The 15953-nt window shown below is 60.7% G+C and carries 14 protein-coding genes; 7 read left to right on the top strand and 7 right to left on the bottom strand.

Features of this window, described 5'->3' with window-relative positions:
• Window positions 1-38: 38 nt before the first annotated feature.
• Both RGAI101_RS06505 and RGAI101_RS06500 read right to left on the bottom strand, forming a co-directional pair.
• Window positions 39-3122 carry an efflux RND transporter permease subunit gene (locus tag RGAI101_RS06505; RefSeq protein ID WP_008225865.1) on the bottom strand — a complete coding sequence of 1028 codons (3084 nt, stop codon included), beginning with the start codon at window positions 3120-3122 and terminating at the stop codon, window positions 39-41.
• A 4-nt stretch (window positions 3123-3126) separates the two neighbouring features.
• Window positions 3127-4215: an efflux RND transporter periplasmic adaptor subunit gene (locus RGAI101_RS06500; protein ID WP_037227567.1), complete on the bottom strand. Its 1089-nt coding sequence runs from the start codon at window positions 4213-4215 to the stop codon at window positions 3127-3129.
• Between the two features lie 115 nt (window positions 4216-4330).
• Here RGAI101_RS06500 and RGAI101_RS06495 point away from each other — a divergent pair, with 115 nt between their 5' ends.
• A complete protein-coding gene (locus RGAI101_RS06495; protein ID WP_037229182.1) occupies window positions 4331-4948 on the top strand; it encodes a TetR/AcrR family transcriptional regulator in 618 nt (205 codons plus the stop codon).
• A 186-nt stretch (window positions 4949-5134) separates the two neighbouring features.
• Window positions 5135-6667 carry an AMP-binding protein gene (locus tag RGAI101_RS06490; protein WP_008226839.1) on the top strand — a complete coding sequence of 511 codons (1533 nt, stop codon included), beginning with the start codon at window positions 5135-5137 and terminating at the stop codon, window positions 6665-6667.
• Between the two features lie 52 nt (window positions 6668-6719).
• Here RGAI101_RS06490 and RGAI101_RS06485 read toward each other — a convergent pair whose 3' ends face one another.
• Window positions 6720-7463, bottom strand: a complete 744-nt coding sequence (locus RGAI101_RS06485; protein WP_008226912.1) for an IclR family transcriptional regulator domain-containing protein — start codon at window positions 7461-7463, stop codon at window positions 6720-6722.
• Between the two features lie 105 nt (window positions 7464-7568).
• Here RGAI101_RS06485 and RGAI101_RS06480 point away from each other — a divergent pair, with 105 nt between their 5' ends.
• The 3 genes from RGAI101_RS06480 to pcaF are packed head-to-tail and all read left to right on the top strand — an operon-like array spanning window position 7569 to window position 10159.
• On the top strand, window positions 7569-8276 hold the full coding sequence (locus tag RGAI101_RS06480) for a 3-oxoacid CoA-transferase subunit A (RefSeq protein ID WP_008225165.1): 708 nt from the start codon (window positions 7569-7571) through the stop codon (window positions 8274-8276).
• Complete coding sequence (locus RGAI101_RS06475) at window positions 8273-8947, top strand: CoA transferase subunit B (RefSeq protein ID WP_008227106.1); 675 nt, start codon at window positions 8273-8275, stop codon at window positions 8945-8947. The genes RGAI101_RS06480 and RGAI101_RS06475 overlap by 4 nt, the downstream gene beginning before the upstream one ends.
• 9 nt (window positions 8948-8956) lie before the next feature.
• Window positions 8957-10159: a 3-oxoadipyl-CoA thiolase gene (pcaF, locus tag RGAI101_RS06470; protein ID WP_008227535.1), complete on the top strand. Its 1203-nt coding sequence runs from the start codon at window positions 8957-8959 to the stop codon at window positions 10157-10159.
• Between the two features lie 112 nt (window positions 10160-10271).
• On the opposite strand, the gene proB is transcribed toward pcaF, so the two are convergent.
• On the bottom strand, window positions 10272-11432 hold the full coding sequence (proB, locus tag RGAI101_RS06465; protein WP_008225724.1) for a glutamate 5-kinase: 1161 nt from the start codon (window positions 11430-11432) through the stop codon (window positions 10272-10274).
• A gap of 275 nt (window positions 11433-11707) precedes the next feature.
• Here proB and RGAI101_RS22555 point away from each other — a divergent pair, with 275 nt between their 5' ends.
• The gene (locus tag RGAI101_RS22555; RefSeq protein ID WP_008227534.1) at window positions 11708-11833 is read left to right on the top strand and encodes a hypothetical protein; all 126 of its coding nucleotides are present in this window, start codon (window positions 11708-11710) and stop codon (window positions 11831-11833) included.
• A 199-nt stretch (window positions 11834-12032) separates the two neighbouring features.
• The gene (locus tag RGAI101_RS06460) at window positions 12033-13313 is read left to right on the top strand and encodes a glutamate-5-semialdehyde dehydrogenase (protein WP_008226408.1); all 1281 of its coding nucleotides are present in this window, start codon (window positions 12033-12035) and stop codon (window positions 13311-13313) included.
• 117 nt (window positions 13314-13430) lie between these two features.
• Here RGAI101_RS06460 and RGAI101_RS06455 read toward each other — a convergent pair whose 3' ends face one another.
• From RGAI101_RS06455 to RGAI101_RS06445, 3 genes are read right to left on the bottom strand one after another with little or no spacing between them, the layout of a single operon-like run.
• A complete protein-coding gene (locus RGAI101_RS06455; protein ID WP_008226634.1) occupies window positions 13431-13766 on the bottom strand; it encodes a cupin domain-containing protein in 336 nt (111 codons plus the stop codon).
• Entirely contained in the window at window positions 13759-14424 is a 666-nt protein-coding gene (locus RGAI101_RS06450) for a cysteine hydrolase family protein (RefSeq protein WP_037229180.1), read from the bottom strand. The genes RGAI101_RS06455 and RGAI101_RS06450 overlap by 8 nt, the downstream gene beginning before the upstream one ends.
• Window positions 14424-15950: an ABC transporter ATP-binding protein gene (locus RGAI101_RS06445; protein ID WP_008228650.1), complete on the bottom strand. Its 1527-nt coding sequence runs from the start codon at window positions 15948-15950 to the stop codon at window positions 14424-14426. The genes RGAI101_RS06450 and RGAI101_RS06445 overlap by 1 nt, the downstream gene beginning before the upstream one ends.
• Window positions 15951-15953: the final 3 nt, after the last annotated feature.

Genomic DNA, 15953 nt, shown 5'->3' with positions numbered 1-15953 from the left:
TCAGCCTGCGCGTATTTTCGTGACGGTCCGGTCCGCCCCTAGACGGGGGCAGGTACCTGCTGTGACGGCTGCCCTGCGCGCTGATCTGCCAAGCGTTCCTTGCGCAGATATGTATGGTACAGCACCGGTACGCCGATCAGCGTCAGGACCGACGCAAAGCCCAAGCCCCCCATGATCGTCACGGCCATAGCCGCGAAAAATCCGTCCGACAGCAGGGGCAGCATGCCCAGGATCGTGGTCACGGCAGCCAGCACGACCGGGCGCAGGCGGCTGACGCTGGCGGTGATGATCGCCTGATCCTGCGGCAGGCCTTCGGCCTTCTGGGCGTCGATTTCCTCGACCAGGACGATGCCGTTCTTGATCAACATGCCCGACAGGGACAAAAGCCCCAGCATCGCGGTAAAGCTGAAAGCGATGCCCGAGAACAGCAATCCAAGGGCCACGCCGTTGATCGCCATTGGCACGATCGTCCAGATCACCGCCGTCTGCCGCAGTTTGCCAAACAGCAGGATGGTGATCACCAGCATGGTGCCAAAGGCCATCGGCATCTGACGTCCCAGCGATTTCTGCGCGTCGCCTGCGCTTTCGAATTCGCCACCCCATTCAAGGCTATAGCCGGCGGGCAGGTCTATCGCTTCGATCAGGGGCCGAATTTGCGGAAACACTGTCGGCGGGGTGACCCCGTCGATCACATTGGCCTGCACGGTGATGGTCTGCACCCTGTTGCGCCGTTCGATCACCGCGTCTTCGGACACCACGGCAAAGCCGTCGATCACCTGGCTTAGCGGCAGATAGCCCCCGATCGCGTTTGAGTAGACGATCTGGTCCAGCAATTGGCCGGGACGGGCGGTCTCGGTGCGGGGGGTGCGCACGATGATGTCGATCAGACGGTCGCGTTCGCGATAGGTGCCCGCAGGGATGCCGTTGGTGGCCAGTGCTATGGCATTGGCCACGTCGCTGCGCCCGATCCCGGCGGCTTGGGCGCGGTCTTCGGCATAGATCGGACGGGTGATGATTTCAGGCTCGCGCCAGTCTTGGTGTTCGCTGTGCAGCAGGGGGCTGGCATCGCGCAGGATCGCCTGGGCCTTGGCGGCTAGATCGCGCAGGACGCGGGTGTCAGGCCCGCTGAACCGCGCCGCGATGTCCGACGTCACAGGCGGCCCGTAGATGATGCGCTTGCTTTGCAGTTCCGCCCAAGGCAGCGCTTTGACCGCGAACTGGTCCAGATCGGCGCGCAAGGCCGGGATCGCCTCGGGCGAGGTGGCGCGGATCACAAGCTGGCCATAGGAACTGTCGGTGATGGGCGGGTCATAGGTCAGGATGAAACGCGTCAGGCCCTGACCGATGGTCGTCGTCACGGCGGCCACATCCTCGCGCGCCAAAAGCCAGTCCTCGAGGGCGACCAAATCCGATGATACCTTTTGAATGGCGGTGCCCTGCGCGGCCTTGTATTCCAGATAGAACAGCGGCGTGGTGGCCGGGGGAAAGAACTGCTGCTTGACCTGCCCAAAGGCCATCACACAGACAACAGTCGTCCCGATCAGCCCTGCAATCACCAGCCAGCGCAGTTTCAATGCGCCGCGCACAAGGCTGCCATAGGCCCGAAACACCGGCCCGTTATAGCCTGTGTCATCGCCCTCAAGCCCGCCGGTCTGAAACATGTAGTGGCCCAGCAAGGGCGTCACCGTGACTGACACGATCCATGATAGCAGCAGTGAAATGCTGATGACCGCGAACAGCGAAAACATGAATTCGCCCGTGGCATCCGGTGACAACCCGATGCCCGCAAAGGCCATGATCCCGATGACCGTCGCCCCCAGCAAGGGGATCTGCGTCTTTTGCGCTGCAGAGTCAGCCGCGTCGACGGATGCGTGCCCCTTGCGCATCTCTTGCTGCATCCCTTCGGCAATGACGATGGCATTGTCCACCAGCATCCCCATCGCGATGATCAAGGCCCCCAGGCTGATCCGTTCAACTTTGACATCGAACAGATACATGAAAAAGAACGTCGCGGTGACGGTCAGCAACAAGGATACGCCGACCACGATCGCCGCCCTTGGCCCCATGAAAACGCCCAGAACGGCAATCACGACACCCACGGACAGCGCCAGCGAGATCATGAAACTGCTGTTTGCCGCGTCCACAACGCGGTGTTGCTCATAGATCGGCGTAACCGTGACACCGAGGGGGAGGAATTCTTCGAGCGCTTTCAACTCGGCCTCGACACGCTGGCCGACCGTGACGATGTTTTCCGACAGCTGGCCTGACACACCAAGCGTGAACACCTCTTGGCCATTGTGGCGCAGGATGTGGTCGGGGGCGTCGACACGGGCGCGGCTGACGTCGGCAAAATCCAGCAGGTTCAGCACCTCACCCTGAAACCCGAAGGTCAGCCCGCTGATCTCGCGCACGCTGTCCTCGGCCGAGGGGCCTTCGATCCGCAGGTTCGCGCTGCCGTTGGGGACAAAACCCGTGGGGTTGATCGCGGTCGAGGTGTTTATCGCGCTGATGATCACCGACGGGTCGATGCCAAGCGTCGACACGATCTGCGATGACGGTTCGACAAAGATCGCCTCTTCGGGCAGGCCGCTGATATCGACATTGGCGACCCCGTCGACCGTCAGCAAATCACGCCGCATGAAGGTGGCGATGTCCCAGATTTCAGCATCGGAAAACCCCGGTGCAGACACAGCGTATAGAATGCCGAAAACATCGCCGAAATCATCGTTAACGGTTGATGGCAACGCCCCGTCCGGCAATGCGCTGCGGGCGTCGGTCACGCGGTCGCGCAGGTCGTCCCAAATCTGCGGCAAAGCTTCTCCGTCAAAGCGGTCCTCGACTTCGACCTCGATCACGGACACGCCTTGGGTGTTGCGCGAGGTGACGGTCTTGACCTCGTCCATCTGCTGGATTTCGGCCTCGAGCACCTCTGAGATTTCAGTCGCGACCTCTGCCGCAGTGGCACCGGGGTAGGCCGTTATCACAAGGGCGGATTTCACGGTAAAGGTGGGGTCTTCAAGCTTGCCGACGGACATGTAGCCGATCAGCCCGCCAAACAGCGCAAAGAGCATGAAAATCCACGTATATATCGGATATTCAATCGAAAACCGTGCGATCTTCATCCGGTTACTCCGCGCTCAGGCCGATGAAAGGGCGCACGATGTCGCCCTCGTGCAAAAGCTGGATGCCAGCGGCCACAATCATGGTTTCGGGGTCTATCCCGTTTACTGCGATCTGCGTGCCATTTGAGGAAGACACGGTGACCGGCATCCACGACACCGTGCCTGTTTCATTATCACCTGCGCCGTCTTCTACCGGGCTATAGACCAGAACCTGCGCCGCTTCGCCGGTCATCTTTACCGCAGAGGGGGGCAGGACAATTTCGCTGGCGGCAAGGCCACTGGACCGCGCAACCACGGTCATGGAAGCGCCGGGAATGATGGCAGCGGGCACATCAGACTGAGGCAGGGCAAAGGTGACGCGGTAGCTTTGCCCGATGCTCTGGGTTTCGGCATTGAATTCGCGCAGTTGCAGGGGCACTTCGCCTTTGAACAGCGGCGATATACCGAAAAAACGAATTCCGTCCGCGCTGCCCCGGCTTTGGAACAGGCGTTCGGGCACATCGATTTCGACGCGCACCTCTGACATGTCATGAAGCCGCACGATCGCCTGGCCGGGCGTCACATTCGAGAAATTTGGCGTCAGCCGCGAGGCAACCAGCGCCTTGAACGGCGCGACCAACACCGTGTCGGCCAGGGCATCGCGCGCCTCGCGCAGGGATACGGCGGCCAGGTCGCGCGCGGTCAGTGCGTTTTCCGCCTGCGTCTCAGAAACCGCGTTGGATTGCGCAAGGGTCTGGGCGCGCGACAAGGCGCGTTCGGCTTGCGCCAGTTCAAGTTCCGCCCGTTCGACCGCGCGTTCGAAGGCAGCCTTTTCAAGGCCGGCAATCTGCACGCCGCGGTCAATGGACTGCCCTTCCTGTGCGTCGAACATCGTCAGCCGCCCGCCGACCTCAAAGGATAAATCAACGGTTTCCCGCGCCACGACCTGTCCGAAGAACATCCGCTCCAGCTGTGCGGTGTCGCCGCCCGCCCTGAGCAGTTTGACCGCGCGCATCGGGGCCGGATCCCCCGAAGGGGTCAGGTCCTGGGTCTGTTGCGCGGTCAGCGGGGCGGCAAGAGACAGGCAGATCGCAAGGGCGGCAAAGCGTTTCATATCAGGCATCCATGTAGAGTACTGCGCGGTACTTATCGCGCCACGGGTGGAAGGCAAGCAGAAAGAGTACTGTCTGGTACTTCTCTTTTCGATGCGCGGGCATTATGCAGCAAATATGACCACCAGCCCTTCCCAGATGCGCATTTTGACCGCAGCGCGCGATTTGTTTTTCAAGCACGGCTTTGAAAAGGTATCGACGGATATGCTTGCCAAAGAGGCGGCGGTGTCCAAGGCGACGCTGTATCGTCATTTCGCGAACATGAACGACGTCCTGAAATCTGTCGCCGAAGCCGAGGTGATGAAATTCAACGCCGACGCCCCGCCGCAGATCGAAACGCTTGAGGATCTGCGGGGGGCCCTTGGCGAATTTGGGATCAAACTGCTGCGGTTTTTGAACCAGCCCGACACGGTACAATTTGCCCGGTTGATCCACGAGGAAGCGCGTGGCAACCCGCAGGTCGGGCGTCTTTTCTATCAGGCCGCCCATGCGAAGACGTTGAGGAAAATCAGCAAGATCATCCAACATGCTCAGGCACATCAGCTTGTGTCGGATGATGCTGATGCCTCTGATATTGCCGAGGATTTTCTGGCCTTGCTCGAAGGGTTGGGGATGGTTCGCGTGCAGCTTGGTGTGTCACTCTATCCTTTTGAGGACGCCGAAAAACGCGCGACCCGCGCCGTTGCGACCATTCTTGCCGCGCATGCCTATCCCAATCAGCCGCACATAAAATAGCAGTCGATCGCGTCGCGTTAGGTGCCGATGGCGTGCCCCGGCCCGTATCGCGCTGCCTTTGTGCCCCACAGGGATGCCGTTTCATTAGACAAACGCCGCTGAATGGGTCGTAATGGATGTCAACGAAATGCCGCCTGCGCCTGACCAAAGCGGGACGGACATTCATCCCACCCCGAGGAGGAAACCATGACGATATACCGCAGCCCCTTTCCCGATGTCCCTTTGCGTGACGTCACGATCACCCAGCATGTTTTTTCCCATCTCGGGGACCGTCTGGATGAAACCATCGTCACCGACGGCCCGACCGGGCGCAGCCTGACGGCGCGGCAATTCATTGATCAGGTGCAGCGAATGGCCGGCGGGCTGACGGCCGCAGGCTTTGGGGCGGGGCATACGGTTGCGCTGATGGCACCGAACCTTCCTGAATATTGCGTGATTTTTCATGCGGTGGCCTGGGCTGGGGGCACGATCACGACACTGAACCCGACCTACACGGCCAGCGAGGTCAAACACCAGCTGGCTGATTCCAGTGCGGAGATGCTGATCACCGTGCCGGACTTCATGGCAACGGCGACAGAGGGCGCTGGCGATCTGCATGTCGTGGCCATCGGTACACGGGAATATGACGCCTTGTTCGGCGATCCGATCATGGCCCAAGTCCCTGTTGATCTGGACGTGCATACGCTGGTCTTGCCCTATTCGTCAGGGACCACGGGCCTGCCCAAAGGGGTGATGCTGTCGCACCGCAATCTTGTGGTGAACATGGACCAGTCGATCACCGGATCCGAATTCAGACCGGGCGAGGTCGCCGCCGCCTTCCTGCCATTTTTCCACATTTACGGGATGAACCTGGTGATGAACATCCACCTTGCCCTAGGGGGCATCGTGACCATGCCGCGCTTTGACCTGGCGATGTTCCTGCAGATCAGCCAGGATCATAAGTCCAGACGCATGTGGACAGTGCCGCCTGTGGCGTTGGCCCTGGCCAAGCACCCGATGGTGGATGATTACGACCTGTCGCATCTTGAACAGGTGTTGATCGGGGCGGCACCTTCGGGGGCCGAGCTAACCGATGCCATTTCCGCGCGGCTGAACTGCATCACGCTGCAAGGCTACGGCATGACCGAACTAAGCCCCGTGTCCCATCTTATTCCCGCCAGCAGACCGCGGTCGGGGGCCTCGGGGCTGGCCGCGCCGTCAACGCTGTGCCGGATCGTCGATGTGGAAAGCGGAAAGGACCTGCCCGCAGGTCAGGAGGGCGAGCTTTGGGTGAAAGGCCCGCAGGTCATGCAGGGCTATCTGAACAACGTCAAGGCCACTGCCGAAACGATCGTCGAAGACGGCTGGCTGCGCACCGGTGACATCGCCTTGATTGACGAAGACGGCTATATGTTCGTCGTCGACCGGTTGAAGGAATTGATCAAATTCAAGGGCTTTCAGGTCGCTCCGGCCGAGTTGGAAGCGACGCTTGTCGCCATGGACGGGATCATCGATGCCGCAGTGATCGGCATTCCCGATGACGACGCAGGCGAGGTGCCAATTGCCTTTGTGGTGGCGGGTAAGGATGCCCCGACGGACGCGGACATCCACGCGCATTTCAAAGAAACACTGTCGACCTACAAGCAGTTGCACCAGATACGGTGGGTCAACGAGGTGCCCAAATCCGCCTCGGGCAAGATCCTGCGCCGTCTGCTGCGCGATCAGGTCGCAGCGGGCTAAGGTCTGCGTTCACCATTGGCGCTTGTGAGGGGCACGCCCGTCGCAAGCCCCGTTAAATCAGTACCTTGCGCAGCTCTGACTGGATCGCTGTCAGTTTATCCAGATACAATTCGGCAAGCTGCCCGGCGTCGGCGTGGTGGGACGACAGCCCGATGTTCAGCGCGGCGACAACGCGGCTGCGGGCGTCATACAAGGGCACGGCGATAGATATCAGGCCCAGTTCGACCTCTTGGTCAATCACGGCATATCCTTGGCTGCGCACGCGCGCCAGTTCCGCCAAAAGCGCTGCCCTGTCGGTGATCGTACGGGGGGTGCGGGCGGCAAGCGGTGCGCGCGCGACCTGATCTTCCGGCAGGGCGGACAACATGACCCGGCCCATCGACGTGCAATGGGCGGGCAGGCGTGATCCCGGCGTCAGTGATATCGACATGACTTTGCGCTGTGCGGCGCGGGCGATATAGACGATTTCGTCGCCATCAAGGATCGACGCCGATGTGCTTTGGCCCAGATCATCCGACAGCCGGTCCAGCATCGGCTGCATGATTTGCGGCAAGGGCATCGTGGCAAGACAGGCCGTCCCAAGCCGCATGATCCGGGGCGTCAGCGTAAAGAACTTCCCGTCATAGTCGGCAAAGCCCAGATGGGCGAGGGTCAGCAGGCAACGCCGTGCCGTGGCCCGGTCGAGCCCGCTGGCCGTGGCGACCTGCGCGATGGATTGGCGCGGGGTATCGGCGGTGAAAGTCTCGATCGCGGCCAGACCTTTGGCAAGGCCGCTCATGATGTCACGTTGCGCCATTGGCGGCCTCATTGTGCGATATGTCAACAAATAGCATATAACGCACAAATTGATTTGCTGTCGAGGGCCGTCAGCCTTACCCCTTCCGCAAAACAGGAGGATGAGATGGACAAGACAATCCCGAGTGCGGCCGCTGCGGTTGCGCAAATCCCGGACGGGGCGGTGGTGATGATCGGCGGCTTTGGCGGCGCAGGTGCCCCGATCGAGCTGATCCACGCGCTGATCGACCACGGTGCCAAGGATCTGACCGTCGTCAATAACAACGCAGGCAACGGCCGCATCGGTATCGCGGCGATGATCGACGCGGGGCTTGTGGCCAAGATGATATGCTCGTTTCCACGGTCGTCTGACCCGCGTGCCTTCAACGAAAAATATCTGGCCGGAGAGATCGAGCTTGAGCTGGTCCCTCAAGGCACCCTGGCCGAACGCATCCGCGCGGGCGGTGCCGGCATTCCGGGGTTCTACACGCCCACGGGGGTCGGGACCGAACTGGCGATCGGCAAGCCTACCTGTGATTTCGATGGACGTACCTATCTGCAAGAACGCTGGCTCAAGGCCGATTTTGCGCTGATCAAGGCGGAACAGGCCGACCGCCACGGCAACCTGACCTATAACAAAACCGCGCGCAATTTCAGCCCGCTGATGTGTGCCGCGGCCCAGACGACCATCGTGCAGGCCAGCCAGATCGTCGAGGCCGGGATGATTGACCCCGAACACGTCATCACGCCGGGGCTGTTCGTCGACCAGATCATCGAAATCCCCAACCCGCAGCAAGAAGAGCTGCTGATCCGTGCGGAGGCAGTGTACCCATGACCGATCATAAACTCTCGAACGCGCAAATTGCGTGGCGCGCGGCGCAAGACATTCATGACGGTGCTTATGTCAATCTTGGCATCGGCTTCCCCGAAAAGGTTGCGCAGTACCAGCCCGAAGGCCGTCAGGCCATCTTTCACACCGAAAACGGCATTCTGGGCTTTGGTCCGTCCCCCGCAGCGGGGCAGGAAGACTGGGATCTGATCAACGCGGGCAAACGCGCGGTGACGCTGAACCCGGGCGCGTCTTTCTTTCATCACGCCGACAGCTTTGCGATGGTGCGCGGCGGGCATCTGGACGTGGCCATCTTGGGTGCTTATCAGGTCGCGCAAAACGGTGATCTGGCGAACTGGCGCGTCGGGGCCAAGGGCGTGCCAGCGGTGGGCGGTGCCATGGATCTGGTCCACGGGGCCAAGCGTGTCGCGGTGATAACCGACCATGTCACCAAAGACGGCGCACCGAAACTGGTCGAAAAATGCATCTTTCCGTTGACCGGTCTTGCGTGCGTCACGCGCGTCTATACCAGCCTTGCGGTGGTCGATATCGAAGGCGGACGTTTCGTCCTGCGCGAAAAACTGCCGCAGATTTCGCTGGAAGACCTGCAAAATTTGACCGATGCTGAACTTCATATCACGGATCCGGTCATCGACCTGATCACCCCGGAACTATAAGGAATACCCATGGCTGACGCTTTTATTTGTGACTATATCCGCACCCCGATCGGGCGCTTTGGTGGCTCGCTTGCCTCTGTGCGCGCGGATGATCTGGGGGCGATCCCGCTGCGGGCCTTGATGGCGCGCAACACTGGCGTGGATTGGGAGGCCGTGGATGACGTGATCTTTGGTTGCGCCAACCAAGCGGGCGAAGATAACCGCAACGTGGCGCGCATGTCCGCGCTGCTGTCGGGCCTGCCCGAAGCGGTGACGGGGACCACGATCAACCGGCTGTGCGGATCCGGCATGGACGCGATCATTGCTGCCGCGCGCGCGATCAAGGCAGGCGAATCCGACCTGATGATCGCAGGCGGTGTCGAAAGCATGAGCCGCGCGCCCTTCGTGATGCCCAAAGCCACCAGTGCCTATTCGCGCAACGCGGAAATCTATGACACGACCATCGGCTGGCGTTTTGTGAACCCGCTGATGAAGGCGCAATACGGCGTCGAATCCATGCCCGAAACCGGCGAGAACGTGGCCGAGGATTTCAACATCAGTCGGGCCGATCAGGACGCTTTTGCCCTGCGCAGCCAGACCAAGGCCGGAGAGGCCCAGTCCGGCGGACGATTGGCCAAGGAGATCACGCCGGTCACCATTCCCCAGCGGCGTGGCGACGATATTGTGTTCGACGCGGATGAACATTTGCGCGCGACATCGCTTGAGCAGTTGGCAAAATTGCCCACGCCTTTCCGCAAGGGCGGTACTGTGACGGCGGGCAACGCATCGGGTGTGAATGACGGCGCTGCGGCCCTGATCATCGCCTCGGCCGAGGCGGCGGCCAAATACGGCTTGACGCCGATTGCCCGCATTCTGGGGGGTGCCACAGCAGGTGTTGCACCGCGCATCATGGGGTTCGGCCCGGCCCCGGCGTCGCAGAAACTGATGGCGCGCCTAGGGCTAAGCCAGACAGATTTCGACGTGATCGAACTGAACGAAGCCTTTGCCAGCCAGGGTCTTGCCACGTTGCGCGCCCTTGGCATTTCGGACGATGACCCCCGCGTGAACCCCAATGGTGGTGCGATTGCGTTGGGCCATCCTTTGGGCATGTCGGGTGCGCGGATCAGCGGGTCGGCAGCACTTGAGCTGTCGTTGAACGGTGGCAAGCGGTCCTTGTCGACCATGTGCATCGGCGTCGGACAGGGTATCGCACTGGCGCTGGAGCGGGTGTAAATCAACGGCATCACCACGCAGTTGTGCCCGCGTCGCGTTTCAGCGACCAAAACCATGTCAGCCCGCCCGGTGGCCCCGCAATGTGGCGGGACGGGCGGGCTGACAGATACTTTTAGACAGGGGCAACGATCTTCTGATCGTCCTCGGGGGCATCCAGCAGCAGGTGGTTGTCCTCGAGAACCAGAATGTTCTCGACGGCGATAACATCGGCCTTTGTCTTGTAGCCGATCACGTCTTCGACGGGTGTATCGAGGTTGCGGGCCATCAACATGGTTTCCTCGGACGAGAAGTTCGTCAGGCCGCGGGCAATTTCGGTACCTTCTTCGTCATAGACGTGCAGAACGTCGCCCTTGCTGAAATCGCCTTGGATCGAAATGATGTCGCTCCGGCTGATTCCGCAGGTTCCTTCGGCCACGGCTGACGCCACCGCCTTGGGGACGACAAGCGTGCCCGAAACCTTGAGCCGGTTGCTGAGCCAGACCTTCAGCGGCGAAAGGGTTTCCCCGGTGACAAGGCAGCGCGTGAAGCGTCGCTCGTTGTTCAGCACGGACGAGATGGGCCGTTCGATGATGCCGTCGGCGATGATGGTTTCGACGCCTGCATTCTGCGCCATGTTCGCGGCCTGCATCTTGGTCAACATGCCGCCACTGCCCAAGGCACTGATGCCGGTGGTCGATTCCAGATGTTCGCTGACGTCCTCGATTTCCGAGATGAACTGCGCACCGGGTTCGGACGGATCGCGGTCATACAGGCCTTCGACACTGGTCAGGATGATCAGCAGATCGGCGTTGATCATCTGTGCTACCTTGGCGGAAAGGCGGTCGTTGTCGCCCACGCGCAAGTCATGCGTCGCGATGGAATCGTTCTCGTTGATGATCGGAAGGATGTCGCTTTCGAACAAGCGCAGCATCGTGTTTTTGATGTTCAAAAACCGGCGGCGCTCTTCCATATCACCCACCGTCACCAGCATTTGGGCGACGTCCATATCATACTCTGAGGCGACCTGCCGATAGGCGTTCATCAGCAAGGGCTGACCGCAGGCTGCGGCGGCTTGCTTGTCCAGAATGCCCGCATCTTCGGGGCGTTTTCCAATCATGTTCAGCCCCAATGCGACCGACCCGGAAGAGGTCAGAATGATGTCATGACCTTCTTTTTGAAGATGGGCCAGATCGTTCATCAATCCGTTCATAAAAGCGTAACGCAGGGTAAGTTTGTCGCTGTTTGCAAGCAGGCTGGATCCGATTTTGACAACGATTTTTTTCTTCTTTGACATCTTATGTCTCCTATATCTTGTTGATTGCAAGGGATAAAGTCTCGGTGGTTTGCGTTCTGTGACGCTGACCTATAGCACTGTCCCTTCAATCGATTCGGGTTGCTATAACATGAAACCGTCATGGAAGTGCAACTAGGTCGCTGCAGCGCAGCGTCCAGTTGGCCCAAGGCCGACCCGTCGAAAAAAAGCACTTGTACGGACATTCCGGGCGGGTGACGCAGTGCAGATTTCGCGCGTTTCCAGGGCGGGGTCGGGCAAGGCGGAAGGGACCGAAAATGAACATGCAAGTGATCGGATGCGGCAAGACGGCCCACGTTGGTCCGCGTTATCGCGACGACAATGAAGTCAGTCGGCTGACGGTCGGCAGCCCCTTTGCGGTGGCGGGTCCGGTGTGGACTTGATATGTTCTAAAAGCGACATATTTGATCGTTGATGAATGTAGCACTTTGGCGAACTCGCGGCACGCGATCATGGATGCCCTTCCGACAAGGGGCACGCTGATACCGCGACGCGGATACCACAAGCAGGCCGGTTGGCATGGTGCTGGCGCAGCAAGGCACGCCATCGCAAGACCTGCAAATCTTTGAAGGAGTATAGAGTATGAATGACATGAGCACAGATACCGCCCAGATGACCGTCGCGACCCTCGTCGCGGACCTTGGCCAGCGCGCCAAGGCGGCATCGCGCGATCTTGCCATGGCGACTGCCGAACAGCGCAATCTGGCGCTGCGAGAAGCCGCAACAGCCCTGCGCGCCCGTACGGCAGAGATTTTGGCGGCAAATGCGAAGGACCTCGAGAGCATCAAGGACAGCGGCAAGGACGACGCCTTTATCGACCGGCTTAGCCTGAGCGAGGACCGCGTGGCGGCGATGGCCGATGCGGTCGAGGCGATTGCAGGGCAAGACGACCCGCTGGGGCGCAGCCTTGCGACATTCAACCGGCCCAACGGGCTGAAGATTGACCGGGTCAGCGTGCCGATCGGCGTCATCGCAATGATTTACGAGTCGCGTCCAAACGTGGGTTCCGATGCGGGTGCCCTTTGCATAAAATCCGGCAATGCCGTTATCTTGCGGGGCGGATCCGAAAGCCTGCAATCGTCGCGGGTGATCGTCGCCTGTCTGGCGCAGGGCCTGCGGGCTGCGGGGCTGCCGGAGGACGCCGTCCAACTGGTGGATACGCGCGACCGCGAGGCGGTGAAACTGCTGCTGCACAGCATCGAGACGGTTGATCTGGTGATCCCGCGCGGCGGGCGCGGTCTGGTGTCGCTGGTGCAAAAGGAAGCGCGGGTGCCGACATTGCTGCATCTTGATGGCAACAACCACACCTATATCCACGAGAGCGCCGATCTCGAAAAGGCCGTCGGCATCGTGCAGAACGCCAAGATGCGCCGGACGGGCATTTGTGGGGCCACTGAATGCGTGGTGATCGACCGCAAGATCGCGGCCGAGGTGCTGCCGACACTGGCTGTCGCGCTTGAGGATTGTGAATTGCGCGGCGATGCAGCGGCAAGAGAGATCCTGCCCGACATGGTCGCCGCCAACGATACAGACTGGAATACAGAGTACCTGAGCAACATCATCTCCGTAAAGATCGTGAACGGTCTGGAAGAGGCGATTGGCTTTGTGCAGGCCCATTCCTCGGGGCACACGGATGCCGTCGTGGCCGAGGATCGTGACGCTGCGAAACGCTTTATGGTTGCGATCGATTCAGCGGTCGTGATGCACAATGCGTCGACGCAGTTTTCAGACGGCGGCGAATTCGGCATGGGGGCAGAGATCGGCATTGCCACAGGCAAAATGCATGCCCGCGGCCCGGTTGGTGCTGAGCAGCTGACAAGCTTCAAATACTTCGTCTTTGGCGACGGGCAGAAGCGTCCGTAATACAATGCACGCGCCTGCGGACCCCCGCGGGCGCGTCGTTTGATAATCGTTGTTGGTTCAGTCGAGCTGAAACGGCGGCTCAGTCACGCAAGGGCTGCAGACAGGCGAACAGCGGTATCAGTCCACAAATTCGACAGGTTTTTCCCATTGGATCAAGACGGTGCATCCGTCTTCGGACCAGACGTCGTGGACCGATCCTGCCGGGTTGAACACGATCGAACCAGCGGAATAGCGGCCGTTGTCGTCGCTTTGGCTCCCGGACAGCACCAATATCGTTTCCAGTCCGGTGTGGCGGTGGCGTGGCACGGACGCCCCGGCGGCATAGCGCAGCAGGGCGACATCCGGTCCGCCTTGCCAAAGATGGCAGATTTCAACACCTTCGCGGAAATGTTCAAAGGGCATGGTCTGCCAGCTGTCGGGTAACAGACCGGCAAAGGATTTTGGATCAGCCATCAAGCGCCTCCAGAATTGCGTCTGTCGGGGCCGCCCATCCCACGATACCGCCTTGCGCGACGATCATGTCGATGGTGGCCGCCTTGAAGGACGGGAAATAGCTTTCGGTGGCATCGGTTGCCAGCAGGCAGTCATAGCCGCGGTCATTGGCTTCGCGCATGGTGGTCTGCACGCAGACTTCGGTCGTGACCCCGGCGATCGCCAGTTGCGCAATGCCGCGCGCCGCCAGCATGTCGCCGAAGCCGGTGCCATAGAAAGCACCCTTGCCGGGTTTTTCGATCACGGTTTCATCGGGCAGGGGGGCCAATTCGGGGATAATGTCCGCGCCGGGTTCGCCTGCGATCAGAATGCGGCCCATCGGCCCCGCGTCACCGATGCGCAGTGCCGGCGCACCGCGAAGGCGCTTGGCGGGAGGGCAATCCGACAGGTCCGGCAGATGGCATTCACGTGTGTGAAAGACGGGCAGGCCTGCAGCGCGAAAACCGTCCAGCAGGCGGCGCACCGTGGGCACGATGGCCCCCAGCAGGCTGACGTCATTACCAAGGCTTGCGCCAAAGCCGCCCGGTTCGATGAAATCGCGCTGCATGTCGATGACCACCAGCGCAATCTTGTCGCGGTCAAAGGGAAATGCGAAAGGTGCCGCGTCAATTTTGGTCATCATCCATGCCCCGCCATATGTTGTCCGATCTGCGCCACATCGGCCGTCGCAATCGGGGTTTCGAACGCAATGCGGCCTTCGGACATCACCAGAATGCGGTCCGAAAGCTCCATGATCTCGTCCAGATCCTCGCTGATCAAAAGGATCGCGGTGCCTTGGTTCCGCGCCTCGATCAGGCGGTCGCGGATCGCGGAGACAGCTGCGAAATCCAGACCAAAGCAGGGGTTCGACACGATCAGCGCTTTGACATCGCCGGTCAGTTCGCGGCCCAGAACGGCACGCTGGACATTGCCGCCCGACAGCGATGCAATGGGCGCGGCGGGGGAACTGGTCTTGACCTTGAACGCATCGATCAGCGTAGTTGCATTGCCGGCGATGGCGCGGTTGTCCTTCCAAAAGACATGCGTGCCATCCTTGCCGATGTCGAACATCCGGAACGCAAGGTTTTCGGCCACGGACATCCGGGGCGCACAGGCGTTGCGCAACGGTTCTTCGGGCAGGTAGCGGATCGCGTGGGCGCGCGCTTCGGCGCGGGTGGCACCGTAAGCGGTGCCGTTGACCGTGATCGTGCCACTTCTGATCCGGCGCTGGCCGGTGAGAATTTCCATCAGCTCCATCTGGCCGTTGCCGGAGATGCCCGCAATACCAAGGATTTCGCCGGAATGCAGGGTCACGTCGTCAATCTGGATGTCCTTAAGGCCGGTGCGATCCGCAGTCCTGAGCCCGTGCAGGGTCATCAGCGGCTGGCCTTGGGTGCCCTTGCGGGTGCGTTCGCTGACCACAGGGGCCTCGCCCATCATCGCGCGGCTCATCTCGTCGATGCTCAGGTCCGCGACGGCACCGCCCCCGACATATTTCCCGCGCCGCAGGATCGACACATCGTCGGCAAAGGCGCTGACTTCGCGGAACTTGTGGGTGATCATCAGAACCGTGATTTCGCCTGCGCGGGTCAGGGCGCGCACATGGCCCAGAACCTCGTCCGCTTCTGACGGGGTCAGAACCGACGTTGGTTCGTCGAGGATCAGAAAACGGTTGCCCAGATACAGCTGCTTGAGGATCTCGAGCTTTTGTTTTTCGCCCGCTGCCAGACGGCTGACGGGCTGGTCCAGCGGCACTGAAAACGGCATCTTCGCCATGAAGGCATCAAGGGCGGTACGTTCGCGCCGCCAGTCGATCAGGGCCGGGGTGTCGGTACGGCTGATTACCAGATTTTCAGCGGCTGTCAGCGACGGCACGAGCGTAAAATGCTGGTAGACCATGCCAAGCCCCAGCGTTTGCGCCACTTTGGGGTCCGTCATGCGGGCCTGTTTCCCGGCGACCAACAATTCCCCGTCGGTAGCGTGATAAAAGCCCATCATGCATTTGACGAGGGTGGATTTCCCGGCCCCGTTTTCGCCGAGCAATGCGTGAAACGAGCCTGCGGGAATGCTGATCGACACTTCATCAAGGGCGGTGAATGCCCCGAATTTCATGGTCATGTTCAGCGCTTCGACGCTGATGGCCCCGTTATCGTGTTCGTATTTCATAGC

This window comes from Roseobacter sp. GAI101 (assembly GCF_000156335.1).
Lineage (GTDB): Bacteria > Pseudomonadota > Alphaproteobacteria > Rhodobacterales > Rhodobacteraceae > Sulfitobacter.
Note: the sequence above shows the minus strand (reverse complement) of the source record. Positions and strands in the feature narration are given on the sequence as shown.

What these genes read in the sequence shown, in the direction of transcription:
- pcaF (WP_008227535.1), top strand. Translation starts at nt 8,957, where the DNA reads ATGGCTGACGCTTTTATTTGTGACTATATCCGCACCCCGATCGGGCGC.
- RGAI101_RS06490 (WP_008226839.1), top strand. Translation starts at nt 5,135, where the DNA reads ATGACGATATACCGCAGCCCCTTTCCCGATGTCCCTTTGCGTGACGTC.
- RGAI101_RS06450 (WP_037229180.1), bottom strand. Translation starts at nt 14,424, where the DNA reads ATGACCAAAATTGACGCGGCACCTTTCGCATTTCCCTTTGACCGCGAC.
- RGAI101_RS06455 (WP_008226634.1), bottom strand. Translation starts at nt 13,766, where the DNA reads ATGGCTGATCCAAAATCCTTTGCCGGTCTGTTACCCGACAGCTGGCAG.
- RGAI101_RS06480 (WP_008225165.1), top strand. Translation starts at nt 7,569, where the DNA reads ATGGACAAGACAATCCCGAGTGCGGCCGCTGCGGTTGCGCAAATCCCG.
- RGAI101_RS06475 (WP_008227106.1), top strand. Translation starts at nt 8,273, where the DNA reads ATGACCGATCATAAACTCTCGAACGCGCAAATTGCGTGGCGCGCGGCG.
- RGAI101_RS06500 (WP_037227567.1), bottom strand. Translation starts at nt 4,215, where the DNA reads ATGAAACGCTTTGCCGCCCTTGCGATCTGCCTGTCTCTTGCCGCCCCG.
- RGAI101_RS06505 (WP_008225865.1), bottom strand. Translation starts at nt 3,122, where the DNA reads ATGAAGATCGCACGGTTTTCGATTGAATATCCGATATATACGTGGATT.
- RGAI101_RS06485 (WP_008226912.1), bottom strand. Translation starts at nt 7,463, where the DNA reads ATGGCGCAACGTGACATCATGAGCGGCCTTGCCAAAGGTCTGGCCGCG.
- RGAI101_RS06495 (WP_037229182.1), top strand. Translation starts at nt 4,331, where the DNA reads ATGACCACCAGCCCTTCCCAGATGCGCATTTTGACCGCAGCGCGCGAT.
- RGAI101_RS06445 (WP_008228650.1), bottom strand. Translation starts at nt 15,950, where the DNA reads ATGAAATACGAACACGATAACGGGGCCATCAGCGTCGAAGCGCTGAAC.
- RGAI101_RS22555 (WP_008227534.1), top strand. Translation starts at nt 11,708, where the DNA reads ATGAACATGCAAGTGATCGGATGCGGCAAGACGGCCCACGTTGGTCCG.
- proB (WP_008225724.1), bottom strand. Translation starts at nt 11,432, where the DNA reads ATGTCAAAGAAGAAAAAAATCGTTGTCAAAATCGGATCCAGCCTGCTT.
- RGAI101_RS06460 (WP_008226408.1), top strand. Translation starts at nt 12,033, where the DNA reads ATGAATGACATGAGCACAGATACCGCCCAGATGACCGTCGCGACCCTC.